The following is a 26,681-nucleotide window of genomic DNA, read 5'->3' on the forward strand; positions in this document are numbered from 1 at the left end:
CCTCTTTAGTGAAGTCTTTTTTCTATATTTTATTTAAAGATAGCAAGGTTTATGGAGTTATCCAATGTTTGTATTATAGATCCGTCTGGAAAACATTAAATGAAACAACCCGAAGCTCAACTTCGGGTTGTGATTAAATGCAAATGTTTATAATGTATACGTAAAGGAATACCTGGCAGTTAATCGCTACTGTTAAACTCAAAGCTCAACTGCCTTTCGTTCCCGAAATTATCCGAAATCCATACATCAAAGGATTGGGAGACGGTGGAGCCCGAAGTATAGTACAACCGGAATTGCTTAGCCCGCAACGGATACAAATCGTTGGGCAGATACGGCGGTTCATCGTAATACTGCAAAGTTCCTTGTCCGTCAAATTGGAAGTAACGAATAAAGTATTGTGTGTTACTGTAATTGCCGGTTGGCTGTATCGTAAGCCTAATCTCCACGGAATTGCCATTAGCAATTTCTTTGGATACTGGCATCACCTTTACCTCAAAAGGGAAATCATCTTGTATTTCCAATTCGTCTTTGCCACAGGATGTAACAGAATTTATCAGGATTGCCAATAATACATACATTGGCAGTAAGCCAATTTTGAATTTATTGAAAAATGCTATCATTGTTTTATATTTTAAAAGTTAAAAGTTAATCCTCAATCCCAGACCGGCTGAAGGTCGGAACTGTTCCAGATCCGTACCCCACAAAACTTTTGTGCGACCCTGAAGAATCAACACAAAACGGTCGGACAAGTATGTTTCAAAACACAGCCGTCCGCCTGCCCCGTAAATGAAATTGTCCTCAGTCAGTATTTTTGCCCCGTCATACAACAAAGCTTCGCCACGGTTAATGCTTTCATAACCCAGTACACCAGTTATTGCTGCATTCAGGGTAATGTTCTTACGGGTATCACCCAGCAGGAAGAAACTGTAACCGCCTTCGGCTGTATAGGTTTCGTTCGGTATACGGAGATCTTTGTATCCATAATATTGATGGGTATATTCCAAAGCCCAAAGCTTATAATTGCCGTTGTTACCGTTTACGGTCATACCTATATTAAAGTAGTAGTTCCTGCTAGGATTATTATTAGATAGAGTTCCTGCGTTTACTTCCAATCCTTTCTGTTTAGGCAACATTCGTTGTGCCTGTGCGATAGTAATACCCATAAAGGCAAACATCATCGTATAAATATACTTTTTCATTTTTCTGTTATTACGTTTAATGGATTACTAAAATTTTAGATGCATATTGTTAATCAAGCGAGCCTTGATCAAATCTGAATTTTCTATCTGAAGTGTTTGATTTCTGCCCCCATTCTTCTCGAAAATCTCAATTAATAACACTTTGTCATCGGCAATGGTAAACTGATTCAACAGAAACACATTTTGTTCGGTCATTTTCCCACCAATCTCGTCCAGCGGCTTGTAAGTGCGTAATGGCATCATTGGTCTTTCCTGCACCACGGTTCGCTTGGCAATCTTTTTATCCATCACTTTGAAATTTATAAAATCAATCTGGAAAGGAACATTGGTACGGTTTGCGAGTTCCGTATGGAAATAGTATTTACCATTATGGATGTAAATTCCTTTCAGGAGAAACTGTATGCCGAAACTTTTCGCCCCGATATGCTTTACAATGCTTTTATCGTTTTTGTAAATTGTTTCCAGTAACAAGCCTGCCAGAGATGGTGAGTTGTTACCCAACTCTTCAAAAAGTACATCACTTCCATTAGCCTTGTCCTCTGTCTTTTGCATTGTTAGCAGGTCATAACTCAACACCTCCGGGGATGAGCTGTAATTCACATTGAAACTGTAAAAATGGCCGTCATTGGTAATTACCGAAAAATTGGTTTCCGGTTCAAATTCTTTTACCGATGCTTTTACACGTAGTACATTTTCGGCATCTTCTGCTTTTCCTGCAATCAAGTATTCACTGCCCAGATCCACGTAGCGGATAGCGGTCGGAAAAATCAGATGCGAAGTCTTGTCATAAGTAACTTCCATACGGTACGGTTCTATCTTACCCAAAACAAGAGGAGTTATTGCGCTGTCCTGTGCAAAAGAGGATACGGCAAAGCCAATGATCATGGCAAATGCCCAAAAGGTTTTTAAGTAATTTTTCATTGTTTAATTCTATTTATGTTTAACATTATTTGTTGGAAACAAGTAACAGTTGATGCCCTGCCTTTAAGGTGACTTTCGGTGTCTTCACTTTTTTGGAGAAATAGCCCGAAATGCCCTGTACTACACCACGGCTCAAATCAGCGGCGACCTGTTGTCCTGCAGATTGGGTAAGCATCAGGCTTGTCCCGGATTGCTGGCTCATATTGCCAGCCATTTCGCTAAGGACATTCATTTCGGGCGAATACGGCACATACAAACCCTGCTGACCGTCCAGATCATAAACCGTAATATCAACCGGGAGGATATTTCCGTCCAGTTCTATAGAAGTAACTTTGAGCTGTAAACGTCCTTCCTCAAGTTTGGCATTAGCCGTTAAAATTGTTCCTTTGGGAATGCTACGATTAGGCGTTTGGGCGGGTTCCAGTAACCGTAATCGTACTCCAGTTTCACCAATAATGGTCTGCGTTTCCTGTACACAGGCTTTAATACTGTTTTTGGGTTGTACCACTTGTTCTGAAGCACTGGCAGTATAAAAACCGCTGTTCTTGTTTTGACTCCAATCTGCTAAAAAGGCACTATCGTTAGGCTCACGGTACAAGGCAGATACGGTGTTCTTTCTTGCAGAAGTGAATGCCACGAACTGCTCTTTTTGTGTAGATGAAGACGACTTAGAAACAGCATCATTGGCAGGTACAACTTCCCCCATATTTGTACCTGAAGGAAGATATTTTGCAGCCATCTGATAGGATTTCTCCATCAATGCTAATTGATCATCAACCGTTACTTTGGCTGGAACGTCTTTCTCAGCCAGTTTTTCCTTTAATTCTTCCAATTGCTTGCGGAGTTCCTGCGTCTCAGAATTATCGTCCTTATAGAAAGAGCCTAATGTGCTTTGCACGTTGCGGTAACTGTTTAAAGCGGGATTACTTTGTTTTCCAGATCCGTTGGCACTGCTGTAGCTTTCTTCTTCTTTAGGTAGCTCCTCCTCCGCTTCTACATTTTCGTCGGTATTCCAGTAATCAGAAAGAGATGTGAGAGCGTTCCTCTTTTCCTGATTCTTACGTTCTAGCATTTCCTCCTCGTATGCCTTACCCTTATCGGCAGGCATTCCTGCGCCAGTAGCCTGAGGTACAACCTCGTTCAGTCCGATTTTATCGATTTCCTTTTTCTCGGAAGACGGTTTAAATATCAAGTACATACAGCCGATGAACACAACACCCATCAAACCGAATATAAGTGGTTTTTTAAGCTTTTGGGCTTTGTTCTGTGTACTTTCTTGCAAAACATCTTCGGTTGCTGCTGGGTTACCTTCCGTTACCCGAACAACCGTTTTTTTATTCTCATTTTCTTTCATGAATGTCATTTTTTAAAATTGTTGATACTGTATCCTGCAAGAGTGCAGGACTTCATTTCTTTTTGAAAACAGGATTTTCGATATGCTCAATGACCATATCGTTATTGGACTTGCTGGTATCATACCATACTTTGAAAATAACCCCTGCGCTAAGCAACAGATACCCCGCAAAAAAGTAAAGCGTGTACTTGTGCTGTTTTCTTAAAGGCAGTGTTCGCCAACGTTCATCCAGTTTCTCAAACCAATTGTCCATATCAGTTCGTAATTTTTTCATATCCTACGTTTTTAGCGTTCAATGACCTCTATATCTTTGTTTTCCACAACAGTAAACTTTTCGATATTGAAGCCCTGCGGGTTATTGTCCGAACGGACAGAGTTCACAAGAAAACAGGAAGTAACCAGATTACGTTTGGTCACATTACTGGAACGGATGATGAACTGTCTGGCATAGGTACGTGCCGCATAGGGATAGGTGTCGAAATTGCAGACCACACTATCTACTTCGATACGTTGCTGTACGTTGCCCGATATAATACGGTTGTAATATCCCTTTTCCGAAAGGTCTTTGTAATAATCAAAAGCACTTTTATCGGCAAGGTTAAACGCCCGGCTCATATTACTTTCGATAGCATTTTTATCGGGAGCCAGCGTAAAGAACAGTTCGTGAAAACGTCTTACATGTTCCCTTGCTTCGACCGGTCGGTTGATGGACGCATCCTGTGCAAGTGCCAGCATTAGTGATTTGCCATTGTCCAGTACATAGATCTTCTGGCGCTGTTCTTCTGCAAAGCGGTAAGATTGCCATACTGCATATCCTGCAACACTGATGCAGAGAACGGCAAATACAAGAGCGTACAACCTGATTTGGCGAAAACTGTTTTCGATATTTCTTAGCGTTTTAAATTCCATTTTTTACTGATTAATCGTTCTACATTATTTGAGTAATTGCCCGCCAATATTTCCTGCTGCCGAGCCAGCTCCGGCTCCAGCAATATTTCCGGCTTTCATTGCGGTTTGGTTTACATTACGAGTAAAATTCCCTGCCCCACCAGCCTGAATAATCCAGCCTGTCACGGTTGGGATAGTAAAATATCCCACAATGCCAATGATCATAAAAATCACATACACGGTATTTGACGTATCGGGAATGAAAGTCGGGTCAGCAAGCATTTCGATATCCCTTTCTATAATCAGGGATTGTATCTTGGCAAGCATGCAGCTGAACAGGTCGGCAACGGGTAGCCATAGATATACACTAACGTATCGAGTAAGCCATTGCGAAAGTGTGGATTGAAAACCATCCCAAACCGATATAGCAAAAGCTATCGGACCCAAAATGGACAACACAATTAAAAAGAAAGTACGTATGGTGTCAATTACTAGAGCAGCTGCCTGAAATAGAATTTCCAGCAATTCCCTGAACCAGTTTTTTACGGACTGCTCAATGCTGTGCATCCCTCTTTCCATATACATGCCCGACATCGTGACCAAATCAGATGGCGACCAACCCAGTTCTTCCAGTTTTTTATCGAACTCTTCGTTCGATGCCAGATACGCGGTTTCAGGGTTGCGGAGCATTGCCTCACGCTCCAGCAGATCTTTTTTTTCCTGCAAATCGTTCAGGTCAAGAACCTGATTTTCGAGAATGGCATGTGTCCCCTGCACCACTGGGCTTAGCACTGCATTGATGGTTCCAAGTACCATGGTCGGGAAAAACATAATACAAAGACCCAATGCAAAAGGACGGAGCAGAGGGTACATATCAATAGGCTCTGCACGGCTTAGTGCCTGCCATACTTTAATAGCTACATAGAACAAAGCTCCCAGACCAGCCACTCCTTTAGCCACTGCCGCCATATCTGCGGACAGTGGCATCATCTCATCGTACAAGGAGCGCAGAACCTCGTGAAGATTATTAAATTCCATAACTTACCAGTATTTTTGGTTAGCTGTTCCGTAGAGTTCGAATACTCTTTTAGTATTGTTCTGCTTTTTTGCCCTTAGAAAACTTACTGAGATATTTTTGTTCGTGTAATAGCGTACAAGGCTGTGGTATTCCTTCACTTCTTTGTACACACGGTCAATAATATCCATACGTTCTTTGTCATTCAATGACAAACTGGAAGAGCTTACGATCTGTTTGAGCTCTTTCAGCAGTGCTGTACTTTCATTAAGCAGTGCTGCATAACCATTGGCGATAGCTATTAATTCCTGAGCAGAAAAATTGGTATCGTTCATCATTTTGCCAAAATTCTGAACATACATTTCGGAAACATCGCCAACCAATAGTACTGTCTGCTGCACCTTACGGGCATCTTTCACCAGATTGTTGACAGCTTGCAACTTATCATAGTATTCTTTGCCCTGTTTATATACCTTTTCGACTTCCTTGAAATTTTTAATAACATTGGATACCGTGGATGAAGTCTGTACCATTTCATTGGCACTGTTAACAATTCCCTGAGCCAGATTTGTGGGGTCTGTAACCACCCATTGGGCTTTTGCGTACGGTGCTGCAGCCAACATTAGAGCTGCATACACCATGAACAGTATTTTTTTCATTGTTCTTCGATTTTTAAATGATTAATAATTGTATTTACTTTTCTCTTCTTTGTAGGGCTATCCGTTTGATAGCGTGCTCTACATTTCCATCTAGTTCACCGGCAAGCTTCATCACCTCCATTTTCTCCGTTTCCTCGGTGGTATATGCGAGATATTCTTCAACGGACACTTCTGTGGCATAAACTGCAGAATGGGTTCCACCCAAACCAATCCAAACTTCCTTGTAGAGCCGTGATGGGTCATTATTCATATTGATGGAAAGTACCTGTGCCTTTTCTTTATCAGACAAGCCAAGCATTGCCTGTATGTCATCAAACTTGTTCATGTACTTGCGCTGGTCGAGCAGGATTTTACAATCGGAATTGTTGATGATACTTTCCTTGACGATGGGTGATTGGATGATGTCATCTACCTCTTGCGTTACTACTATGGCTTCTCCGAAAAACTTCCTGACCGTTTTAAAGAGGTACTTTATATATTCTGCCATTCCCTCTTTAGCAATCGCTTTCCAAGCCTCTTCAATCAGAATGAGTTTGCGGATACCTTTCAATCGTCTCATCTTGTTAATGAACACCTCCATGATGATGATAGTCACAATTGGAAAGAGAATTTTATGGTCTTTGATCGCATCAATTTCAAACACAATGAAGCGTTTGGAAAGCAGGTCTAGCTGCTTATCGGAATTGAGCAGGTAATCGTATTCACCTCCTTTGTAGTAAGGTTCCAGTACGTTCAAAAAATTAGCGATGTCAAAGTCTTTTTCCCTGACCTTTTTTTCTTGTAGTACTTTACGATAATCGCCCTGCACATACTCATAGAAACCATTGAATGAAGGATATGCATCATTCTGTTTGATACGCTCTATATAACCACTTACCGCATTGGATAATGCCACTTCTTCGGAACGGGTTGGTGGTTCATCATCACGTTTCCAAAGTGTAAGTATCAGGGTTTTGACACTTTCTCTTTTCTCTATGTCAAACACTCCATCATCGGTATAGAATGGATTGAAGGCAATAGGATTGTCTTCTGTATAAGTGAAGTAAACCCCGTCTTCGCCTTTGGTTTTTCCTTTGATAAGTTCACATAATCCCTGATACGAGTTACCCGTATCTACCAGCAGAACGTGTGCGCCTTGCTCGTAGTATTGCCTAACCATGTGGTTGGTAAAGAAAGATTTACCGCTTCCCGAAGGACCCAATATAAACTTGTTTCGGTTCGTGATAATACCTCGCTTCATCGGCAGGTCGGAAATGTCAAGATGGATAGGTTTTCCAGTCAGACGGTCTGCCATCTTGATACCAAATGGTGATGGCGAATTATGATAATTGGTTTCTTCAGTAAAGAAGCACAATGCGGGTTCAATGAACGTGTAAAAGCTTTCTTCACTTGGAAAATCTCCGGCATTTCCAGGCATTCCTGCCCAGTAGAGCGTAGCCACATCGGTGGTATTATGGCGGGGTTTGCATTCCATCAGTGCCAAAGCACTACCGCTATCATTCTTTAGCTGTTTGAATTCGCTAGGGTCATCCGACCAAGCCATAACGTTAAAGTGTGCTCTGATGGACGACAGTCCAAAACTGTGTGCTTCGTTCAGGTACCGCTCTATCCATTCTTTATTGATCTGGTTGGCACGACTGTATCGAGCCAGTGAGTGCATATTCCTTGCGGACTTCTCAAACTTTTGCAGGTTGTCTTCGCTGTTATCCAAAAACAGATATTGGTTGTAGATATGATTGCAGTTTAAGAGCAATCCCACGGGAGCAGCAAACGACAAACGACAGTCACTCCGGTCGGTAGATAGTTTTTCATAACGGGTATCTGCTGATACAGTTGAAGGCAGATCGTCCGTATCGGATAAAGTGTGCAGGCACAATCTTTTGTTACCAACGCGCACTTCTTCAGCTCCGATTGCTATATCCTGCATTGGTGTTACGGCTTTCCTTGACAGCGTTAAATACTGTTCCAATAATCCTTGTTTTTCATCCGTACCGATGATATCTTCTTCCGTTAGGCGTCGTAACCCGATAAATCCGCTGTCATTTGCAATACGCTCAAACTGTGCAACCGCTTCCATAAAACGATGAATCGCTTCCTTATCCCTGATTTCTTTTGGTATGAGAGCACCTTTACAAAGTGATGAAAAATTACTCTGCGTACGCATTCTTTCCTTAGTGGTTTTAGTCAGGAACAGGTAGCAATAATGGTTAAGAAAAGGACGTTCGTTAAAATGCTGTTGGTAGGATTTGCCCAAAAAGCTCAAACCGTCATCAGCAATATCGGGTGCATAATTTTCCTTAATATACCAGTCCTGTTTATGGATAACGGTATAGTCGGGCAACGTCTTGATGGCTTTGTGCCAAGCAGAATGAATGGCTTCGTATTCCGCAGAAGCTACCGTAAACAGTTCCGGCAAACGCACTTCAAAACAGGCCGTAATGTCTGCATCCTTTGACAGGATACAGTTGTTTTCTACCGCTAGTAATGGAAACTTATTTTCCAACGTTGTGGTCTTGGCTACATTCCTCATACGGCATTCGATTTAGGGGTGAACTTTAAATAGCGATGTACAGGCTTGCGACAGATGATGTAACGAGGATGCCTTTTTCTTGCACCGATTTTCATCAGACCATGTTCTCCATACTTTTTGTTCAGTGAAAAGGTCTGCCATACTATCAGCGAAGCACCACCAGTTCCAAGAAACAGGCAGATGTAGGAATTGACCCCGGCCATGTAAAGTATCATGACCAGAATAAGCGTTCCTAGCAGTCCGCCTGCGAATATGAACAGGTATTGTGCTTTCAACCCTTTAAACTCTACCGTTCTTCCGATGCCTTTGTTGATATTGTAATTCATAAGGCAAGGGATTAAAGAAAGAATGAACGCAAAATAGTAGCCGCAACAATCAAGAAGATACAGGCACCGAACCAGCTTGCTGCAGTCTTGCTTGTATCGGGGTCTCCGCTACTGAACTTGCCGTACACTTTAACCCCTCCAATGAGACCTACCACGGCTCCAATAGCATAGATGAGTTGTGTGGCAGGATCGAAATAGGACGTAACCATTTGAGTGGCTTCAGTGATACCAGCTGAACCGTCTCCCTGTGCCATCGCACTAATTGTTGATAGTACAGCCAATACCAACACTACTTTTTTAACTTGATTTCCCATGATTTGAATATTTTATTATTCTGTATTCCTACGCTTTGCAGGATTTATGGACAAATATCTTTTGCAATCGGTAAGATTATTACAAAGTGGCAGTTAAGGGAATTGTTTGACCTTAGGTAGCAGTGATAATAAATGTGTTGCAGTACTTACTATAGAAGTTGAGAAAATCCGAAACATTTTAGACTAATCGAATTTAAACATTGAAAATTATTCAACTTATATTACGACTGAATTCAACGATAGTATAACCGTAGAAATGAACAAGGACAAATTTTACTCTCAAAAATAAAACGAGAGTAAATTTTTAATCTATTTACTCTCTTAGAAAATACATTAGCATTCATTTCCATTTTTAAGATTGATTTATCTAGCGGATTAAAGCCAAATACAAAATTAAAGGAGGGGAAGACATATTTTTACAACTCAAAAATTTTTAACTGCCAATACTTATCCCTGTAAAATTTCCATTTTTTTAATGTTAAAAAAAGAGCCCAACTACATAGTAATTTGTACTATTCTTATCCCATATTCGGTTACACCACTTATTCTCAGTAAAGACACTAATAAAATCAATGCACAAAATGATACTTTAATTTGTCTTTTTTTTCTCATTAACTGAAGTTTATTTATTTATAACAATAAGATGTTATATTTGCTTAGGCAACATAAATTTCGCTCTATGAAAAATTATCTACATAATCTATTTGCATCTAAAAAGGAAGAAGTTAAGAAGCCGAATACTTTAACTAGTTCGCTTGCTCCAAAGGTTTTAACAAATGTCTTAGATATCGAAAAGATTCAGCCTTATTTAGATAAACTAAATGAAACAATAGATACAAAGGGTATTAATAATATTGCACTCACTGGTGGATACGGCTCGGGAAAGAGTACAATAATTGGAACATTTAAAGAGCTAAATCCTAAATACAAATTCTTAAATATTTCATTAGCTTCTTTTAATAAAAAAAAGAGTGATGATACGTTAACAGTAGCTGAGAAAAAAGAACATAAAGAAGAATTAGAAAGGTTATTAGAAGTTAGTATTTTACAACAAATATTCTATCACGTTAAACCAGAAGAAATTCCTGAATCTCGTTTTAAAAGAATTATTAATATTCCTGATTGGAAAATTTGGAGTATATCAATCGGTTTTATTTTGTGGATTTCAAGTTCTGTTTTACTATTAAAATACGATTATTTAGATAAAATTAGTCCAGAAAATTGGAGTACTAAAGATAGTTTTGACTGGTTTGCTCTATTCGTATTTGTAATAGCATTTATAGGTTTAGGTTTATTATCAAAATTAATTATAAAATTATTCAGTAACTCCAAAATCAATAAAGTAAACATAAAAGGAGAATTAGAATTAGGGGATAATGTAAATAAATCAGTTTTTAATGAACATTTAGAGGAAATTTTATATTTTTTTGAAGTAACTGGGTATAATGTAGTTTTGATTGAAGATTTAGATAGATTTGATAGTACTGATATATTTACAAAACTTAGAGAAATTAATATACTATTGAATAATTCAAAACTCATAGAAAGAGAAATCAATTTTGTTTATGCCGTTGGGGATGATTTATTTGATGATAAAAAGGAAAGAGTAAAATTCTTTGAATACATAATTCCTGTTATTCCTTTTATTAATTCATCAAACGCTGATGAACAGTTAAGAACATTAATTAAGGAATCTGGATTAGAGGAAAGTATATTTACCAAAGAATTTATATCCGATGTAACTACTTTTATTGATGATATTGACATGCGTTTACTTACAAATATATTCCACGAATTTGTAATCTATAGAAAAACGTTAAAGCCTGAATTCATTACGAAAAATGATGAGTTATTTGCGATGATAACTTATAAAAATATTGACCCCAAAGACTTTACGATGCTCAACAAAAAAGAAGGGAAGTTATATGAGTTAATCAAAAATAAGAGAAGTTACATAAAGAAATTCATCAATAAAATAGATGCTGAAATTGAACTTAAGAAATCTCAAATAGAAGATATTGAAAATCACTCACCAAGAGATATTACGGAATTAAGGGCAGTATATATAAATGAAGTTTTATCAAAACTTCCTGCAAGAACTGCATTATATAATATTAAAATTGATGAATTATTAGAAGATAATGGTTTTGAAAACCTATTAACTGAAAATATCTTTTATACTAATTACAATCATTATAATGGAACTTTATATTCAGAATCAGGTAATACAAAATTAAAATATATTTTTTCAGAAATTGAAAAAAATGTCAATCCAAATTACACTTATCAGCAAAGAGTTAAACTAATCGAATCAAAGCACAACAATAGAGTTGATTTGTTGAAGAGGGAAATTGATAAATTGAAAACAAAGAAATCAGAAATCGAAAATTGGGATTTAAAAAAATATTCCATGAAGTTGATATTAACGAATACCTAAACGGTTTTTCGAATAATGGTTTATTGAGGAATTTTATTTTGAATGGTTATATCAATGAAAACTACAACGACTATATCTCTTTATTTCACGAAGTATCAATAACAAAAGATGATTTGTATTTCAGAAGAAATGTTATGAGTGGAAACTCTACAGAATTCAGTTTTAAATTATATAAAATTGAAAATTTAGTTGAGAAAATCGATGGGAAGTATTTTGACAGAGAAACAATATTAAACTTTGATTTATTAGATTATTTAGGAAACAACTACAATACATATTCCAACAAATATGATTCAATAATTCGATTGTTAAGTAACGAAAAAGAAAAGTCAATACAGTTTGTAGATGAATACATTAAAAATGAAGATAGACCAATTGAAATTTTCATTGAAAAATTGGTAGAGAATTGGACAGATTTTTGGGACTTTATTTATTCGCAAAGTAAGTATAGTGAGGATAGGGTAACTAAATACCTAGATCTTATCATTAGGTTTTCAAAAAATGAAACAATTTTGAAAAGTCAAAACAAAGACTCATTAAGAACTGAAATTGGAGAAAGATCAAACTTTCTTTCATTAATTAAAAATTCAAGTGAAACCGATTATTATGATAAAATAACCCAACTCCTAAAGGAACTAGATGTTGAATTTGAAAAATTAGATAATCCAAGTGAAGTAACAGAAGAATTGTTTGAGTATGTGTATAAGAATAACCTTTACTCAATAAACAAAGATAATCTTTTACAAATGTTCTTATTATTTGGAAAGGAAAGTAAAAAAGAAGATTTCATTCGTTCTAATTATTCTACAATACTAAAATCAGACTGTGAACCATTAATTTCATACGTTGGTTTAAATATTGCTATTTATATTGAAAATGTATATTTGAAGATAGAAGAAAATAAAATTGAAGAAGAGGAGAATTTAATTAAACTCTTAAATCATAGCATAGAATTAAGTAAAAATTTAAAAATCAAAATAATAAAAAAAACTGAAACTAAAATTTCTGATTTAAAGAAAATCAGCGATATAGAAATCAAATCACAACTATTATTAAATAACAAAGTAATTCCAAAATGGTATAACTTATTAGATTATTACACTTCATCTGAAGACACAATAAACGAAAATCTAATTCAGTTTTTAGAGTTTGAAAATGTTAATACAGAATTATCAAAAGTTAAGTTATTAAAAGAGAATGAAAAATTCGAAGGAAGTCTTTTATTGCGTAATGACATTACTGATGACACTTATCGAAAAATATTAAAAAGTATTTATTTTAGATATAATAAATTAGGATTTGAAAATTTGAATGAAGACAAGATAGTTGTTTTAACTAATATGATTCTTACTACAACTAAAGCAAATTACGATTTATTAAGGGAACATTTTCCAAATCATCACATAACATTAATTGAAAAAAATTTCAACAAATTCTATGAAAAATTTGAAGATTTTGAAATTGATAAAGATGATATTGTAATGCTACTTAAATCTGATAAAATTACAATTGAAAATAGATTTAAGTTTATCTCTAAATTAGATGAACAAACAATTTTTGAGCATAAAAATATTGCAAAGAAAGTTGGAGAAATTATCATTAGTAAATCTGTAAAAATTGAATTTGATTTCAATACAATTGAAAACATCGTACAAAGTTTAGATTCTACTGAAAATAAAACTCGGTTAATTAATATGTATTTTGCTGAATTTAGTAATGAAAACATTATTTCTTTGGTAAAAGGTATTGGACATTATCATAGTGAATTATTTTTAAAACAGCATAAACCAGTTTTTATTGATAATATTTTCAATAGAGAATTGTTAACTAAATTAAAATCAAAAGGATTAATAAAAGATTTTGGTATTTACTCAAAAGATGAAACTAAAATAAGAGCTATAGCAAATTATTAAAGTAATTAACTTTCTTAACAAATATTTAGGTAGCCTACACAAACTCCCCAATATCAAAATCCTCAAAATCATTTTTCCGCAAAAAGAAAGAACCGGCATCTGTTTCAGAAAAAAGGCTCCCGTCTAATAGCTCAGCTATTTTACGGGAAGCACTTTCCATAGAATTCTCCAGTAAGGTGAATAATTCGGTTCCTTGTATTTTCTGAACTATAGCAACTGCTGTTTCCTTTTGAGATGGCTCCAATTTTTCTTTTTGCAGCAGCATCCCCACGGAGCTTAGTTCTTCAAAGGTAACCCCTTGGGCAAAACCGTTATCCCCACTAGATATTCCATACCTGTTCCATTCTTCTTCCTCTTCCTCCAAATCAGCTATATTTCCAAAAACTTTGTCCAGTTCTTCCTGTGGAATTTGTATATCGACATCTTCCTCGTCGATTTCAATATCAAAATTATCCGTTTCTTGCTCCTGGTTTTTATTTTGTCTTTCAGTGGCACTTATTGGCACTGAAAGACTTCTCATCGGTTTGGGCTGCCCCATGATATCGGGCAGGTTCGGATTAGTTTTTTCCTGTATTGGTTTTTGCTCCTCCCCTTTCCTGATGACAATCTTATCCTCCAACAACAGCCCAATAACAATCAGTAGGCATATAACGATTACTGTTTCCATAATTATAAAATAGGTTTGTATTTATCATTGAAACTTGTGGTAATCTGCTCGCCGAACTCCTGAAAATGATATTCGAGAAGATTGTCTAAGTAGGCGTAAATGGTTATCTTATCTTCGCCTATTACCTGTACGATCCGAGACAGTTTCTCATGGAAATCCGGTCGAATATATACCGTTTTGCCATCACGGGCATTGGTACCAGGTCTTTTGAAAAATATACTTTCGTAATCCTGTTCATTTACTTTTTTGGTTCTATTACGTTCCTTCAGTAAAGGTTTTTCCTGTAACGGTTTCATAGGAGCTTCGGGTTCTTCCGGCGGAAGTTGCAACCCTTCCTTTTTTACTCCATCTACCATTAAATTCATCATTAGCTCTTCGTTGATTTCAGGAATAGCTTTTTTCTTATTGTCTTTTTCCATACTATTATAATTGAACGATTCTTAAAAATTCCGTCATAAACTGGTCTAAGCGGCAAGCTTTCATCAAACGTTCATCGGGAGGCATTAAAGTTGAACGAAAAACGGTCTTGGCACCGGCTTCGCTCTCCTTGCGGAAACGTGTGCTGTTCATGATAAGGCATTGCATCAGACTTAATCCCAACTCATCAATAAATTTATTATAAACATCATACAAGGGCGAGCGTTCACGACCATCTACCTGATTCCAAAACAGGTTAATGGTTACAATGGAGGTTTCTCCTTTTTTCATAATAACATCCTTCATCAGCTGGGTAAAAATGAGCGTACTTTCCATAACTACACGATCTGCTATGATAGGTGTGAAAATATGGTGCATCCCCGCCAGAGCTTTCAAAATACCGGGAGTGTTTACTGTACCCGGAAGATCAAAAAAGATAAAATCAACCGGAAAAGAAATGGATTCTAAAAAATCATGCGCAGCTTCCAGTACACCTTCAGCTTTATGTTGAATGATTGGATAAGCTTTTTTGTTAATGGTTGTAAATTGTTTGAATGCCACCCTTTTTAAAAATTCATTTTCCATCACCATAGCCAAATCACGGGTCTTCATTTTCATTAAACTATGTTGTGGAAAATCGGCATCGAATACGGCTACATTGTAGCCCAAGCGATAATGTAGCGTACTGGCCACAAGTGCCGTAAAGGTGGTTTTGCCTACACCTCCCTTTTGGGAAGAAAAAGCAATGAATACTGTTTTGTGTTCTGTTTTCATTTTTAACTGTATTTAATTATTTACTTATATCGTTGCGTTGGTAGATACTTATCTGCTATTGCCTATACGTATGCAGTTTTGTAGAAAGCTATGTGGTCATTTAAACAGGTATTGCTCTGCTTAAATACTAACATATGTACCTCTATTTTTAGGCAGCTATACATATAGGTTTGTATCATCAGACCAAGTTATATGCAAACCCAAGTCTGTAAATATGCACATATACAACTATATGATTTCATATCCTCAACTGCATCTATCCACATCCGTACGCTTGTACATACACAAGTGACTACATACATAATTAAGGAACTACATACCAACATAGTTATCTGTTTACATCCGCTTGCAGGTACAAAGAAATGCAGATATATACGTCCTTATTCTAAGGTGGAACGAATTGGCGTTCATTGGCACTGTTTGGCACTGCAACACAGCTCAATGCTCTACTGAAGAGGAGTTTACTTTGTAAAGTGATTTTTATTAACGGACTTATGCAAAAATATTATGAAATATCAAGTAAGAAAGTGAACGGCCCGAAGCCGTTTATCCCTGCTTTATTTAATCCGTCCCGAAGGGCGGATTTTTGTGTTCACCAGAACACGGCAAGTTGTGTTTTGAGGCACTCGAAACTGAGTTCGTGCCTCAAAACAACTTGCCCTGCTGGGGGCTGAAAAGCCTTCCGAAGTCAGGCTTTTTACTAAAGTTAAAAATGGATTAATGATGAACGAAAACAGTAACAGAAAACAGAATAAAGGCGGACGGACGCCCAAGAGCAATCCGAGTATTCACCGCCACGTTTTTCGCCTTACGGACGAAGAAAATGCGAAATTATTATCGCTTTTTGAAGCATCGGGAATGGTCAATAAAGCAAAATTTATCATTTCCGTATTGTTTGGAAGAGAGATTAAAACGGTCAAAATAGACAAAGCTGTGTTAGATTTTTATATGAGGTTAACCTCTTTTCACAGTCAGTTCCGTTCCATTGGCGTTAATTATAATCAGGTCGTAAAGCTGTTGTACCGCAATTTTTCGGAGAAAAAAGCAGCAGCTTATCTCTACAAATTAGAAAAACAAACGGCTGAAATGGCAGTATTATGTCAAAAAATTATTCAGCTCACAGAAGAGTTTGAAGCAAATCATTTGAAAAAATAGTGTTGAAATGATAGCAAAAATCGGAAGAGGGAGCAATTTATACGGAGCTTTGGCATACAATCAGCTCAAAGTGGAGAAAGAAAACGGGCAAATTCTGTTTGCCAATAGAATAATTGAAACACCTAATGCGCAGTATTCCATTGCTCAATTGACCCAATCTTTCGAACCTTATCTGATAGCCAACCGCAATACTGAAAAACCAATTTTACATATTTCACTCAATCCTGACCCGAAGGATAATGTAAGTGATAAAAAGTTCAAACTGATGGCTCAGGATTATATGCAGGAGCTGGGTTATGGGGAACAGCCTTTTGTAGTATTCAAGCACACGGATATTGACCGTACCCATATTCATATTGTATCGGTTTGTGTGGATGAAGAAGGCAAAAAGATTTCGGATAAGTTTGAAAAAAGAAGGTCTATGAAGGTATGCCGTGAACTCGAAAACAAATATGGATTACTATCGGCTACGGAGAAAGGACATCGGCAGAATGACAAGATTTTTCGTCCTGTTAATTACCAAACAGGAGATATAAAAAGCCAGATTGCTTCGGTTGTCCGGTATCTGCCTAAGTATTATAAATTCCAGACGTTGGGGGAATATAATGCTTTGCTTTCCCTGTTCAATATTACCACTGAAAAAATAGAAGGCGAACTGCAAGGAAAAATCAAGCAAGGCTTATTATACTTTCCTTTAAATGAAAAAGGAGAAAAAGCTGGGCATCCACTCAAGGCTTCCCTATTCGGTAAAAATGCTGGGCTTTCGGCTTTGGAATTACATTTTGCAAAAAGCAAAGAGGCTTTGAAAGACCACCCGACAAAGCCAACCATTAAAGCTACTGTTACCATTGCCCTGCAATCAACAAGTGATGAGCAGGCTTTTAAAAAGCGATTAGGCGAACAGGGCATTAACGTAGTGGTACGGAGAAATGACAAAGGGCGTATTTACGGAATAACTTTTATAGACCATAATTCTAAAGCAATTTGGAACGGATCCCGATTGGGAAAGGAATTTTCTGCCAATACCTTTAATGATTATTGGAACCATAATATCAAACCGGAAATAAAAAGGCTTAACGAACCTCATCCAAAAATATCTCAGCACAACGCAATGAAAGATCCACCAGCCGAAAAGCCCCATGAATTATTCGATTTCCTAAACAAAGAAATCACCGCTTCCAGCACAAATGAAACTAGTATGATGGAAAGTTTTGGAGGACTGTTGCCTGAGGCACAAGGAGAAGATTACGAAGAACAGGACTTTACCAATAAAATGAAGAAGAAAAGAAGACGTAAGAGAGGTAAGTAGGTTTTACGTTTATTATGAATTCCTTATTATAAAAACACTTTCAATCCCAATGCATAGCTCCAGTACAAAATCTTCGGAGCAGTTGGTGTCTTGAACTGATAAATACCATAGACATATAATGAAAAAAGTATAAATGCTCCCCAACTCAACCCAATACACAATATACTTTGTCGTTCTGTCAGATTGAACATACCTGCAACGAATGATTTTATTATGAGTGCTGGAATAATACAGCATATTAACACACATGTTACCCAAGGTAATATCCATAACTTCCTGTTCTTTGCTTGCAAGCCAATGATAGTTCCTTTAAAAAAATAAATAATGCAGAAAATAAAGTAGGTAAATAATAGAGAGAGACCCCAAATTTTAAATTTGTCGGTTTCTTCTCCCCAGAACTTTTGAGACAGTAAAAATCCTGCATAAAAAAACATACCGAAAATAGCAGCTATTTTTAAGGCTAGAATAAAACCCCCAACGATTACAAACATTAGTCCAGTAGCAGAATCACTTTCTTCTCTTTTCTTAGCTATATATTCATCTTCACTTTCTCCTGGATCAGCATCAGGATTATTCCAATTCATATTTTTCTTCTTTAATATTGATTATCAAATTGATGATGTAACCTAAAAATTTTTCAAGAGTATAAATTTACTAAAAAATCATAATAAAATCCGAACCTAGTTGGAGCTCCTTAACGCCAAACACTGTCATGCATCGCTAATGTCTGCCACTTTTTTGTAACCATGCTGCACTGCCTTTAAATTAACAACCGAACATTTAATAATTATAAAATGCAGGGAGAAGACGATTTAAGAGGATTAGCCAAGATAATGGCTTTTATTCGGGCAGTGAGTATCCTTTTAGTACTAATGCACCTTTATTGGTTCTGTTACGGTTTCTTTATGGAACGTGGCTGGACATTAGAAATCATCAACAAAATCTTAGGTAATTTCGACAGAACGTCGGGCTTGTTTTCACACATCTTATATACCAAAGTCTTTGTTTTGATATTATTAGCATTAAGCTGTTTGGGAACAAAAGGCGTAAAGAATGAAAAGATAACTTGGACAAAAATTTATGTGGTTTTGGGAATTGGTTTTGTACTATTCTTTCTTAACACATCATTGTTAAAACTATCATTAAACATCGCTACATTTCTCTATATCCTTACCACAGGTTTGGGCTATATCTCCCTTATGGTAGCAGGAATTTGGATAAGCCGTCTGCTCCGTACCAATTTGATGGATGATGTTTTCAATAATGAGAACGAAAGTTTTCAGCAGGAAACTAAGCTAATGCAAAACGAATATTCCGTGAACTTACCCACCAAATTCTGGTACAACAAAAAACAGCACAATGGTTGGATCAATATTGTAAACCCTTTTAGAGCGACCATTGTATTGGGTACACCCGGTTCGGGTAAATCGTATGCTGTAGTAAACAACTATATCAAGCAGCATATTGAAAAAGGTTTTTCAATGTATATCTATGATTTTAAGTTTGACGACCTATCTACAATTGCCTATAATCATTTACTAAAACACACTGATAAGTACAAGGTAAAACCGAAATTCTACGTCATTAATTTTGATGACCCTAGAAAAAGCCATCGTTGCAATCCCATAAATCCAGATTTTATGACCGATATATCCGATGCTTACGAATCGGCCTACACCATCATGCTAAATCTTAACAGGAGTTGGATACAAAAGCAAGGGGATTTCTTTGTAGAAAGCCCGATTATTCTTTTAGCGGCTATTATATGGTTTCTTAAAATCTATGAAAACGGCAAATACTGCACATTTCCACACGCCATTGAACTGCTCAACAAAAAATACGCTGACGTCTTTACAATCCTAACCACCTATTCGGAATTGGAAAATTATCTATCACCCTTTATGGATGCCTGGCAAGGTGGCGCGCAAGACCAGTTGCAGGGACAAATAGCATCTGCGAAAATTCCTTTGTCAAGAATGATCTCACCGCAATTGTATTGGGTTATGACAGGAGATGATTTTTCACTGGACATCAACAACCCTAAAGAGCCGAAGATACTATGTGTAGGTAATAATCCTGACCGTCAAAATATCTATTCCGCAGCGTTGGGTTTATACAATTCAAGAATTGTGAAACTTATTAATAAAAAGGGACAGCTTAAAAGTTCAGTCATCATTGATGAATTGCCTACCATCTACTTTCGTGGATTAGACAATCTTATAGCCACTGCTAGAAGTAATAAGGTGGCCGTTTGTTTGGGCTTTCAGGATTATTCACAATTAACCCGTGATTATGGAGACAAAGAAAGTAAGGTTATACAAAATACCGTGGGCAATATATTCAGTGGTCAGGTGGTAGGAGAAACTGCCAAAAACCTTTCGGAACGTTTTGGTAAGGTGTTGCAGAAAAGGCAGAGTTTGTCAATCAACCGTAATGATACGTCGACATCCATTTCCACACAATTGGACAGCCTCATTCCTGCATCTAAAATTTCTACATTGACCCAAGGTGTTTTTGTAGGGGCTGTATCAGACAATTTTGATGAACGTATCGAACAGAAAATCTTCCATGCTGAAATTGTTGTAGACAATGATAAAGTAGCTGCTGAAACCAAAAACTATCAAAAAATACCGGAAATACTATCTTTCGTAAACGAGGCAAGAGAAGATATGATGAAGCAGGAAATCGAAGCTAATTACAGACAGATAAAATTGGATATTATTCAGGTAATTGAAACTGAATTGGAGCGTATTAAAAATGACCCTGATTTACAGCATTTGGTGCAAAAGGATAGTACAAAAAGAATCAGCCAATAAATGTAGCTTCTTGTTTTGTTCCAGATTTACATTGTTTTTAAACGCACAGAAGATTTTCCCTGAACATCATCTATTTTAATTGTACTTTTTTGCCCTTCAGTCATCTCATCTTTCGGTTCTGGAGCAATTGACAATTGTATCTTCCTATCGATGGCCGCCAGTTCAGTTTTTAGTTCGCTCAGCCTGCTTTCCTTTGTCCATGTACCATTGACCACTTCCTGAAGTACAGGCAGGTCTTTTTGCAGTTCAGCGATTTTCTTTTGTTCCTGGTCGATATAGCTGGGTATTTTTTCCAAAGCACTAAGGAAATTCATTGATGCAAGCTTTTCATCATTAGCAACTAATCCATTATTGTAGGTGTATTTTATATTACCCTCGCCCTGTACCAAAAACCGATTGACCCTAATGTCAACACCCTCTTTTTCGGAAATTTCCGTTTTAACCAACAATGCAAACCCATATAGGCTGCCTATTTCTTCATATTGACCACCAGTACGGGCTTTATCTGCAATTTGGTTAAGTTTGGCTCCAATCTGTTTTACATCAACATTAGGCGATAATCCATCAAGTTGGACAAGATTCAGTATCGTACCGTCCTGTCGTTTTTGTATACGCTGTTGCAGGTTTTCCCAATCGAGGCTCATTCTTTCCAATCGTGACCTAGCAGACTCCAGTGTAGTGATACTGTCTTCCAGCTTGTATTTGGAACTGAATTTGGAACGGTTGAATGCCTGCTTCTCACTTTCCAATCCAGCAACCTGTTTCTCCAGTTTTGCTTTTTCCAAAAGGTCGGTATTCCCCGAAAGGATAGCTACGTATTCCGAGAAATTCATTCCCGATTTTTCATCCATACTGCCTTCATCAATGGTTCGCTTTCCGAGATTGTTGGCTTTAAGCTGGTCAATAAAAAGCTGTTTATTGTACAGCAGATTAAACTTGTAGCCATCCAGCGATTTTTCGACTGCATAGATAATTACATCTACCTTGTTATTGGCAAAGAATTTGGCAATTTCATTGCCTTTGCGGACGGCCCTTCCGTCACGTTGGGCAAGATCGCTTGGTCTCCACGGCGTATCTAAATGATGGACAGCAACTGCTCTTTTCTGCGCATTTACACCAGTTCCCAACATACCTGTAGAACCAAACAGAACACGGATTTTTCCATCATTCATTCCGCTGATAAGCTCTTTACGTTGCTTATCATTTTTAGCTTCCTGTATAAAACGGACTTCATGTGGCGGTATGCCGTGATTTTCTACAAGTTTACGTTTTATTTCTCCATAGACGTTCCATTCTCCAGGTTTGTAAGTACCTAAGTCTGAAAAAATAAACTGCGTTCCTTTCTGTGCATGGAATTTTTGATAGTATTTAGCTATATTGGCAGCACAATGGGAAGCTTTGCTATCGGGATGGTCATCGTATTTTCCACTTACCATCCGCATATCGAGCGACATCTTACGGGCATAATCTGTAGCAATCAACATCTTTGCTTTTTCTTCGCGATCTGTCAGCGGAGGTCTCCCTAATAAGATAGCATTACCTGATTTTGCAAACTCCATCAATTTCTGGATGAATACTTCCTGATCAGGCGTAGGTGGTATATTATAAAGCACCTCGTTCTTTTCCGGACGATCTATACCAATATCCTTAGCGGTTCTGTAATCTGTGATTTCCGAATAAAACTGTGCCAGTTCCGGCACTTTGATAAAGTAACGGAAGCGTTCTTTTGACACTATATTATTCGCTACCGAAAACTCATAATCAATCGTCTTTCTTGCATAGATAGCCGCCCACGCATCAAAGCAGTTAATACCTTGTTTTTCCAATGCTCTTGGACGGAGATATTTAAACAACAAGTATAACTCGGTTAAGGAGTTGCTAATGGTTGTTCCCGAAAGAAAGGTAGCACCCATATCGCCTTTTATGAGATCCTGAATGGTTCGGATGGCAAAAAGCAGGTTCATGGCTTTTTGGCTTCCCATCATATTACCCAAACCCGCAACCCGGTCATGGCGGGTATTGAACATTAGGTTTTTGAACTGGTGGCTTTCATCAACAAATAAATGGTCGATGCCCATCATCTTAAAGTCCACTACATCATCTTTTCTGTTTTCGATGTCGTATTCCAATGTTTTCAGCCTAACTTCAAGATTCTGTTTCCTGATGATTACACCTTTGAGCATTCCCCTTGAAATCTCCTTGCCCTGTGCTTCTAAGGTGGCAAGATTATCTTCCACGCTGTTGAGTTCGACTTGCAGGATTTCCTTTTGCATTTCTGGCGACTGAGGTATCATGCCAAACTGATCATGCGTCAATATCACGCAGTCCCAATCGTTGTTTTTAATATCTCCGAAAATCCGTTGCCTTTTCTGTGGGGTAAAATCTTCTTTACCAGGATACATAATTTTAGTGTGTGGGTAGGCTTCACGGTACGTTTCTGCAATCTCATGAACATTGGCTTTCAATCCTATTATCATAGGTTTGTGTACCATTCCCAAGCGTTTCATCTCTTGTGCTGCGGTACACATCACCAATGTCTTTCCTGCTCCAACTTCGTGATCGCAAATCGCACCGTTGTTCAGTTTGATCATCCATACTGTGTCCTTTTGGCTCGAATACAAATCGTTAATACCTAAACGTTTTCTTTCCAGTCCGGGAAATTCCTGATGACTTCCGTCGTACTGCGGTCGTACAAAACAGTTAAAGGTATCGTTATATTGGTTGGTTAGTCTTTTTTTGAACTCATCGTTTTGGGCGTGAAGCCATTCGGTAAATGCTGTACGTATTTCATCAATCTTGGTATTCGCCATCTGTATGGCTTCCATATCCCGTACCTTGATCTCCTTATCATCAATCATGACCTTTTTGGTAATATCAGGAGTGGTGTTAACTAATGCATTTTTCAGCAGAGCAATCCCGTCAAATGTTCGACTTTCTGACTTGACGGCATATTTATCCCATATATGTACATTTTTCTGGTCGCATTTTATAGAAAAGTCATCAGAAGTCTCAGAATATTGAATGCGCACCTCTGTGTCGAAAAGATGAGAAGCGAAGCGAGCATAGATCCCTGTCGGTATCCAGCGTTCACCAAGATTGAAATCCAGCTCTTCAAATTCAATTCGTCTTGGACGAGCTTCTTCTAAAGAGGTAAGGCTTTGTTTGCCCTGCCTATCATAGGGATTGTTTTCGAGATATGTTTTTACAGCTGTGGCTTTCTCCACCACATTGCCTGCAATCCATCTTTCAGCTATTTCATATTCCTTTTCCATAGGATTGTAAAAAATACGTCCGTGTAATGCCTCTTTCAAATTGTCGGATGACATACCGCTGATTTTGGACATATACCCCAAATCAACCTTGCCGTATTTGTTCAGCGATGCGGCCAACGCCTCATCGGGATTATCGGTAGCCAATGTGGTAATGGAGAAGCTTACAGGACGGTGGAAGATATCCGCTTTGTGTACCACACCGCCCACCACACGTTCCAGATAAGGAATTTCCTTACCTGAACTGTCTGTTTTGATAAGCTTGATATTATCAGCACTGTTTAGGTTGCCGTACCTTTTTACAAAGGCATCGTAAGCCTTATTAAATGTTTCTCTCTCTTCTTTATGTTCGATTTGCAGTTCGGCTTCCTTCTGATATAAATCTAGATAGCTATCCCGTACATAAATATAGGCTTCAGCTCTTGCTTTCTGCAAGGACGATAATTGCAAAGGATGAAACATTACCTCCTGTTTATCGTTATCAAAATCTTTAAGATAGCCGACCCAGCCGTTATGTACTGCAAGGCAATCGTTACGATGAAAAGATTGTATTTCTTTGGTATAAATTGCAGGTTCGGGAATAGTGTTGCCTGCGGTAATCTTTTCGATCAGACCATTTCCGTTCAGTCCTGAAAACAAATCGCCGATAACTTCCTGCGTATTCCTTTCATTTGGGGTATTGTTATTTACAGGAGAAATAGAAACAGGAGGTTGCTGCATCAAACCGCTGAACAGGTTTCTCTGATACCCGTTCACGGTTCTTTTTCTTTTGGCTGGTTGTTTTGTTGTTGCGACTGCTTTAACAGGAGTGGCAACAGCCGCCAGTTCTTCTGAATTTTCAAAGAGATCAAAAATGCTTAGTTGCCTTTCCTCTTTTACAATGTCCTTATTTGTTGTTGAAGCAGATAAAGTCTGTGTTTCCTGTGTAATGGTTACAGATTGAGCAGCGGGAGGTGTAACCGTTGGTATTATAGGAATTTCTATGACAGGCACATCGTTTCGTTCGCCTTTATACAAGCCAATATCCAGATGCTCCCCAAAATCTTCTGATAGCATTTGCTTCAGGTCTTTGGCAATTCCTTCCACACCATCCCTGTGCGTATAGATAAATGCAGGTTGCCCGTAAGGATCGGTATCTAAAACACGTGTAGTATGTATAATCCTTCCGTTATCCTGAAACAAGGCATTGCTTGGTGTATTGTATTCCGTTATTTGGCTCTGACAGAAAAGTTCTTCCACTTCTGTGAGGCTTTGCTTAACGGTGTTTTTTTGCAGTATAATCAAGTCGCTACCGACTTCCGTACCGGCATAGTCTGTAAATAGGTTATTTGGCAATCGGACTGCTGAAACCAGATTATTATCCTTCATCAATGCCCTGCGTATGGTCTCGTTCTTAGCACTGTTCAATACCCCCTGTGAAGTAATAAAAGCCAATATGCCACCCTCACGGAGCATATCAGTTCCTTTCAGGAAAAAGTAATTGTGTATGCTGCGGGCTGCTTGCACTTTTGCTGTGTCCCTGTTTCTGGAATAGGAAAGATCAAAAACGGAAGTATCACCGAAAGGGATATTACTAGCAACCACATCATAGCTATTTTGTTCTCTTTCTGGTATTTCTTCAAAACCGTTTATTCGGACAGAACTGTCGGGATAGAGCTGCTTTAAAATTTTTCCTGTAAGCAGATCCTTTTCATAAGCGGTAACCTGAGGAGAGTCTCTATCGGCAAAAGATTTTATAAAAGAGCCGATACCGGCAGAAGGTTCTAGAAATTTTCGGATGTTTATACCGTTTTCTTTTAAGGGAGCAGAAATAGCATCAATAACCAAAGGCGGAGTATAAAATGCAGTCAGTACAGAACTCCGCATACTCTCCACATACCTTTGGTATTGCTTCTCGTCAGTTGCATTTTCTTTTAGAAGTTGATGGAGTTCTTGTGTAAGTGGAAAGAGTTCGTGTTCAGTCTTCTTCCAATGGTTAATGTCTATCGGGTTTTGGGCAGGGTTCAACACGAATTTAAGACCGCCAAATCCGCTGTATTGCATCATTAGCAGTCTTTCTCCTATCGTGGCTTTCCGTTTCTCCCTTTCCAGTTCAAAAGCAATTCGTAAGGCATCAATATTCCTTTGGAGATGTTGACGTTTACTGAAGCCCATTTTCTTCTATCCAAATGGCTATAGTTCCAGTCAGTTCGGTATAGAGCAGTTCAAACTCCGAAGAATAGGCAAAGTCATCCTCCAATTTGTAGTTTGTAAAAACAGGGTCGCAAACAGGCAACATCTTGAAGGCAAACGGTCGTAGTTCTTCGTCTGCCATTGTAGTATCAAACTCATTGCAAACCACCTGAAAAACGGTATCAAATCTGGAGAAGTACAATCCTTCAAATAAAACATAGTCAGCAATATGATCGCATTGACTGACGGGGTTTCCTGCCCGAAATGCTCCTTCATAAGCATTGGAAGCCCAACTTGAACGCTGGTCAATAAATTTAACATCATACGTTTTTTCGGGAAAGCTTGTAGTCAATAATTCTTGTAGTCGTAACCTGAAATAAGACAGGTCTTTTTGATGTGTTTCCATACTATATTTTGTTTATAATTTTGCTAAACGGATAAAATTTGAAGCATTCTGCCAATCTCAATATCCATTCGTGAAAAGGCAAACCATTTTTTACCCAGATCTTTCAATGATACTCCAATATGATAGAGTTCGGTATTATC

At 37.8% G+C, this 26,681-nt stretch carries 20 protein-coding genes and 1 pseudogene; 4 read left to right on the plus strand and 17 right to left on the minus strand.

Going from position 1 to position 26,681, the window contains the following annotated elements; genetic code table 11:
• Nucleotides 1-179: 179 nt before the first annotated feature.
• Genes G9Q29_RS12015 through G9Q29_RS12065 form a run of 11 tightly spaced genes read right to left on the minus strand, consistent with a single transcriptional unit; the run spans nucleotide 180 to nucleotide 9,206 of the window.
• Entirely contained in the window at nucleotides 180-620 is a 441-nt protein-coding gene (locus G9Q29_RS12015; protein ID WP_166137718.1) for a DUF3872 domain-containing protein, read from the minus strand.
• A gap of 18 nt (nucleotides 621-638) precedes the next feature.
• Nucleotides 639-1,199 carry a conjugal transfer protein TraO gene (locus G9Q29_RS12020; RefSeq protein WP_166137721.1) on the minus strand — a complete coding sequence of 187 codons (561 nt, stop codon included), beginning with the start codon at nucleotides 1,197-1,199 and terminating at the stop codon, nucleotides 639-641.
• A 27-nt stretch (nucleotides 1,200-1,226) separates the two neighbouring features.
• Nucleotides 1,227-2,120, minus strand: a complete 894-nt coding sequence (traN, locus tag G9Q29_RS12025; protein ID WP_166137724.1) for a conjugative transposon protein TraN — start codon at nucleotides 2,118-2,120, stop codon at nucleotides 1,227-1,229.
• A 25-nt stretch (nucleotides 2,121-2,145) separates the two neighbouring features.
• The gene (traM, locus tag G9Q29_RS12030; protein WP_166137727.1) at nucleotides 2,146-3,474 is read right to left on the minus strand and encodes a conjugative transposon protein TraM; all 1,329 of its coding nucleotides are present in this window, start codon (nucleotides 3,472-3,474) and stop codon (nucleotides 2,146-2,148) included.
• 52 nt (nucleotides 3,475-3,526) lie between these two features.
• Nucleotides 3,527-3,748 carry a nitrogen regulatory IIA protein gene (locus tag G9Q29_RS12035; RefSeq protein WP_442899841.1) on the minus strand — a complete coding sequence of 74 codons (222 nt, stop codon included), beginning with the start codon at nucleotides 3,746-3,748 and terminating at the stop codon, nucleotides 3,527-3,529.
• A gap of 11 nt (nucleotides 3,749-3,759) precedes the next feature.
• The gene (traK, locus tag G9Q29_RS12040) at nucleotides 3,760-4,383 is read right to left on the minus strand and encodes a conjugative transposon protein TraK (protein ID WP_131910820.1); all 624 of its coding nucleotides are present in this window, start codon (nucleotides 4,381-4,383) and stop codon (nucleotides 3,760-3,762) included.
• Between the two features lie 24 nt (nucleotides 4,384-4,407).
• The gene (gene traJ / locus G9Q29_RS12045; protein WP_131910819.1) at nucleotides 4,408-5,400 is read right to left on the minus strand and encodes a conjugative transposon protein TraJ; all 993 of its coding nucleotides are present in this window, start codon (nucleotides 5,398-5,400) and stop codon (nucleotides 4,408-4,410) included.
• A 3-nt stretch (nucleotides 5,401-5,403) separates the two neighbouring features.
• Nucleotides 5,404-6,036: a DUF4141 domain-containing protein gene (locus G9Q29_RS12050; RefSeq protein WP_166137732.1), complete on the minus strand. Its 633-nt coding sequence runs from the start codon at nucleotides 6,034-6,036 to the stop codon at nucleotides 5,404-5,406.
• A 34-nt stretch (nucleotides 6,037-6,070) separates the two neighbouring features.
• On the minus strand, nucleotides 6,071-8,566 hold the full coding sequence (locus G9Q29_RS12055) for a TraG family conjugative transposon ATPase (RefSeq protein WP_131910817.1): 2,496 nt from the start codon (nucleotides 8,564-8,566) through the stop codon (nucleotides 6,071-6,073).
• Nucleotides 8,563-8,892, minus strand: a complete 330-nt coding sequence (locus tag G9Q29_RS12060) for a DUF4133 domain-containing protein (RefSeq protein WP_131910816.1) — start codon at nucleotides 8,890-8,892, stop codon at nucleotides 8,563-8,565. Before G9Q29_RS12060 ends, G9Q29_RS12055 begins: the two co-directional genes overlap by 4 nt.
• Before the next feature lie 11 nt (nucleotides 8,893-8,903).
• The gene (locus tag G9Q29_RS12065; RefSeq protein ID WP_131910815.1) at nucleotides 8,904-9,206 is read right to left on the minus strand and encodes a DUF4134 domain-containing protein; all 303 of its coding nucleotides are present in this window, start codon (nucleotides 9,204-9,206) and stop codon (nucleotides 8,904-8,906) included.
• 679 nt (nucleotides 9,207-9,885) lie between these two features.
• Here G9Q29_RS12065 and G9Q29_RS14980 point away from each other — a divergent pair.
• Nucleotides 9,886-13,556: pseudogene (locus tag G9Q29_RS14980) on the plus strand (YobI family P-loop NTPase).
• Nucleotides 13,557-13,590: 34 nt separating this feature from the next.
• On the opposite strand, the gene G9Q29_RS12080 reads toward G9Q29_RS14980, so the two are convergent.
• Genes G9Q29_RS12080 through G9Q29_RS12090 form a run of 3 tightly spaced genes read right to left on the minus strand, consistent with a single transcriptional unit; the run spans nucleotide 13,591 to nucleotide 15,414 of the window.
• Complete coding sequence (locus G9Q29_RS12080) at nucleotides 13,591-14,223, minus strand: conjugal transfer protein TraD (protein ID WP_131910620.1); 633 nt, start codon at nucleotides 14,221-14,223, stop codon at nucleotides 13,591-13,593.
• A 2-nt stretch (nucleotides 14,224-14,225) separates the two neighbouring features.
• Nucleotides 14,226-14,642, minus strand: a complete 417-nt coding sequence (locus tag G9Q29_RS12085) for a DUF3408 domain-containing protein (RefSeq protein ID WP_131910619.1) — start codon at nucleotides 14,640-14,642, stop codon at nucleotides 14,226-14,228.
• Nucleotides 14,643-14,646: 4 nt separating this feature from the next.
• Nucleotides 14,647-15,414 carry a ParA family protein gene (locus tag G9Q29_RS12090; protein WP_166137741.1) on the minus strand — a complete coding sequence of 256 codons (768 nt, stop codon included), beginning with the start codon at nucleotides 15,412-15,414 and terminating at the stop codon, nucleotides 14,647-14,649.
• 723 nt (nucleotides 15,415-16,137) lie between these two features.
• On the opposite strand from G9Q29_RS12090, the gene mobA reads away from it, so the two are divergent.
• Together mobA and mobB are read left to right on the plus strand one after the other, a co-directional pair.
• Nucleotides 16,138-16,569: a conjugal transfer protein MobA gene (gene mobA / locus G9Q29_RS12095; RefSeq protein WP_131910623.1), complete on the plus strand. Its 432-nt coding sequence runs from the start codon at nucleotides 16,138-16,140 to the stop codon at nucleotides 16,567-16,569.
• Nucleotides 16,570-16,576: 7 nt separating this feature from the next.
• Complete coding sequence (mobB, locus tag G9Q29_RS12100) at nucleotides 16,577-17,878, plus strand: conjugal transfer protein MobB (protein ID WP_131910617.1); 1,302 nt, start codon at nucleotides 16,577-16,579, stop codon at nucleotides 17,876-17,878.
• Nucleotides 17,879-17,904: 26 nt separating this feature from the next.
• Here mobB and G9Q29_RS12105 read toward each other — a convergent pair whose 3' ends face one another.
• Entirely contained in the window at nucleotides 17,905-18,462 is a 558-nt protein-coding gene (locus tag G9Q29_RS12105; protein ID WP_131910616.1) for a hypothetical protein, read from the minus strand.
• Between the two features lie 210 nt (nucleotides 18,463-18,672).
• On the opposite strand from G9Q29_RS12105, the gene mobC reads away from it, so the two are divergent.
• Nucleotides 18,673-20,694 carry a conjugal transfer protein MobC gene (mobC, locus tag G9Q29_RS12110; RefSeq protein WP_166137744.1) on the plus strand — a complete coding sequence of 674 codons (2,022 nt, stop codon included), beginning with the start codon at nucleotides 18,673-18,675 and terminating at the stop codon, nucleotides 20,692-20,694.
• A 26-nt stretch (nucleotides 20,695-20,720) separates the two neighbouring features.
• Here the strand turns inward: mobC and G9Q29_RS12115 are convergent, their stop codons facing one another.
• Nucleotides 20,721-26,117, minus strand: a complete 5,397-nt coding sequence (locus G9Q29_RS12115; RefSeq protein ID WP_166137747.1) for an N-6 DNA methylase — start codon at nucleotides 26,115-26,117, stop codon at nucleotides 20,721-20,723.
• Complete coding sequence (locus tag G9Q29_RS12120; RefSeq protein ID WP_166137750.1) at nucleotides 26,104-26,541, minus strand: DUF1896 domain-containing protein; 438 nt, start codon at nucleotides 26,539-26,541, stop codon at nucleotides 26,104-26,106. Before G9Q29_RS12120 ends, G9Q29_RS12115 begins: the two co-directional genes overlap by 14 nt.
• Nucleotides 26,542-26,681 lie beyond the last annotated feature (140 nt).

The sequence above is a fragment of the Flavobacterium turcicum genome, assembly GCF_011365745.1.
GTDB classification, from domain to species: Bacteria; Bacteroidota; Bacteroidia; order Flavobacteriales; family Flavobacteriaceae; genus Flavobacterium; species Flavobacterium turcicum.

What these genes read in the sequence shown, in the direction of transcription:
- G9Q29_RS12015 (WP_166137718.1), bottom strand. Translation starts at nt 620, where the DNA reads ATGATAGCATTTTTCAATAAATTCAAAATTGGCTTACTGCCAATGTAT.
- G9Q29_RS12020 (WP_166137721.1), bottom strand. Translation starts at nt 1,199, where the DNA reads ATGAAAAAGTATATTTATACGATGATGTTTGCCTTTATGGGTATTACT.
- traN (WP_166137724.1), bottom strand. Translation starts at nt 2,120, where the DNA reads ATGAAAAATTACTTAAAAACCTTTTGGGCATTTGCCATGATCATTGGC.
- traM (WP_166137727.1), bottom strand. Translation starts at nt 3,474, where the DNA reads ATGAAAGAAAATGAGAATAAAAAAACGGTTGTTCGGGTAACGGAAGGT.
- G9Q29_RS12035 (WP_442899841.1), bottom strand. Translation starts at nt 3,748, where the DNA reads ATGAAAAAATTACGAACTGATATGGACAATTGGTTTGAGAAACTGGAT.
- traK (WP_131910820.1), bottom strand. Translation starts at nt 4,383, where the DNA reads ATGGAATTTAAAACGCTAAGAAATATCGAAAACAGTTTTCGCCAAATC.
- traJ (WP_131910819.1), bottom strand. Translation starts at nt 5,400, where the DNA reads ATGGAATTTAATAATCTTCACGAGGTTCTGCGCTCCTTGTACGATGAG.
- G9Q29_RS12050 (WP_166137732.1), bottom strand. Translation starts at nt 6,036, where the DNA reads ATGAAAAAAATACTGTTCATGGTGTATGCAGCTCTAATGTTGGCTGCA.
- G9Q29_RS12055 (WP_131910817.1), bottom strand. Translation starts at nt 8,566, where the DNA reads ATGAGGAATGTAGCCAAGACCACAACGTTGGAAAATAAGTTTCCATTA.
- G9Q29_RS12060 (WP_131910816.1), bottom strand. Translation starts at nt 8,892, where the DNA reads ATGAATTACAATATCAACAAAGGCATCGGAAGAACGGTAGAGTTTAAA.
- G9Q29_RS12065 (WP_131910815.1), bottom strand. Translation starts at nt 9,206, where the DNA reads ATGGGAAATCAAGTTAAAAAAGTAGTGTTGGTATTGGCTGTACTATCA.
- G9Q29_RS12080 (WP_131910620.1), bottom strand. Translation starts at nt 14,223, where the DNA reads ATGGAAACAGTAATCGTTATATGCCTACTGATTGTTATTGGGCTGTTG.
- G9Q29_RS12085 (WP_131910619.1), bottom strand. Translation starts at nt 14,642, where the DNA reads ATGGAAAAAGACAATAAGAAAAAAGCTATTCCTGAAATCAACGAAGAG.
- G9Q29_RS12090 (WP_166137741.1), bottom strand. Translation starts at nt 15,414, where the DNA reads ATGAAAACAGAACACAAAACAGTATTCATTGCTTTTTCTTCCCAAAAG.
- mobA (WP_131910623.1), top strand. Translation starts at nt 16,138, where the DNA reads ATGAACGAAAACAGTAACAGAAAACAGAATAAAGGCGGACGGACGCCC.
- mobB (WP_131910617.1), top strand. Translation starts at nt 16,577, where the DNA reads ATGATAGCAAAAATCGGAAGAGGGAGCAATTTATACGGAGCTTTGGCA.
- G9Q29_RS12105 (WP_131910616.1), bottom strand. Translation starts at nt 18,462, where the DNA reads ATGAATTGGAATAATCCTGATGCTGATCCAGGAGAAAGTGAAGATGAA.
- mobC (WP_166137744.1), top strand. Translation starts at nt 18,673, where the DNA reads ATGCAGGGAGAAGACGATTTAAGAGGATTAGCCAAGATAATGGCTTTT.
- G9Q29_RS12115 (WP_166137747.1), bottom strand. Translation starts at nt 26,117, where the DNA reads ATGGGCTTCAGTAAACGTCAACATCTCCAAAGGAATATTGATGCCTTA.
- G9Q29_RS12120 (WP_166137750.1), bottom strand. Translation starts at nt 26,541, where the DNA reads ATGGAAACACATCAAAAAGACCTGTCTTATTTCAGGTTACGACTACAA.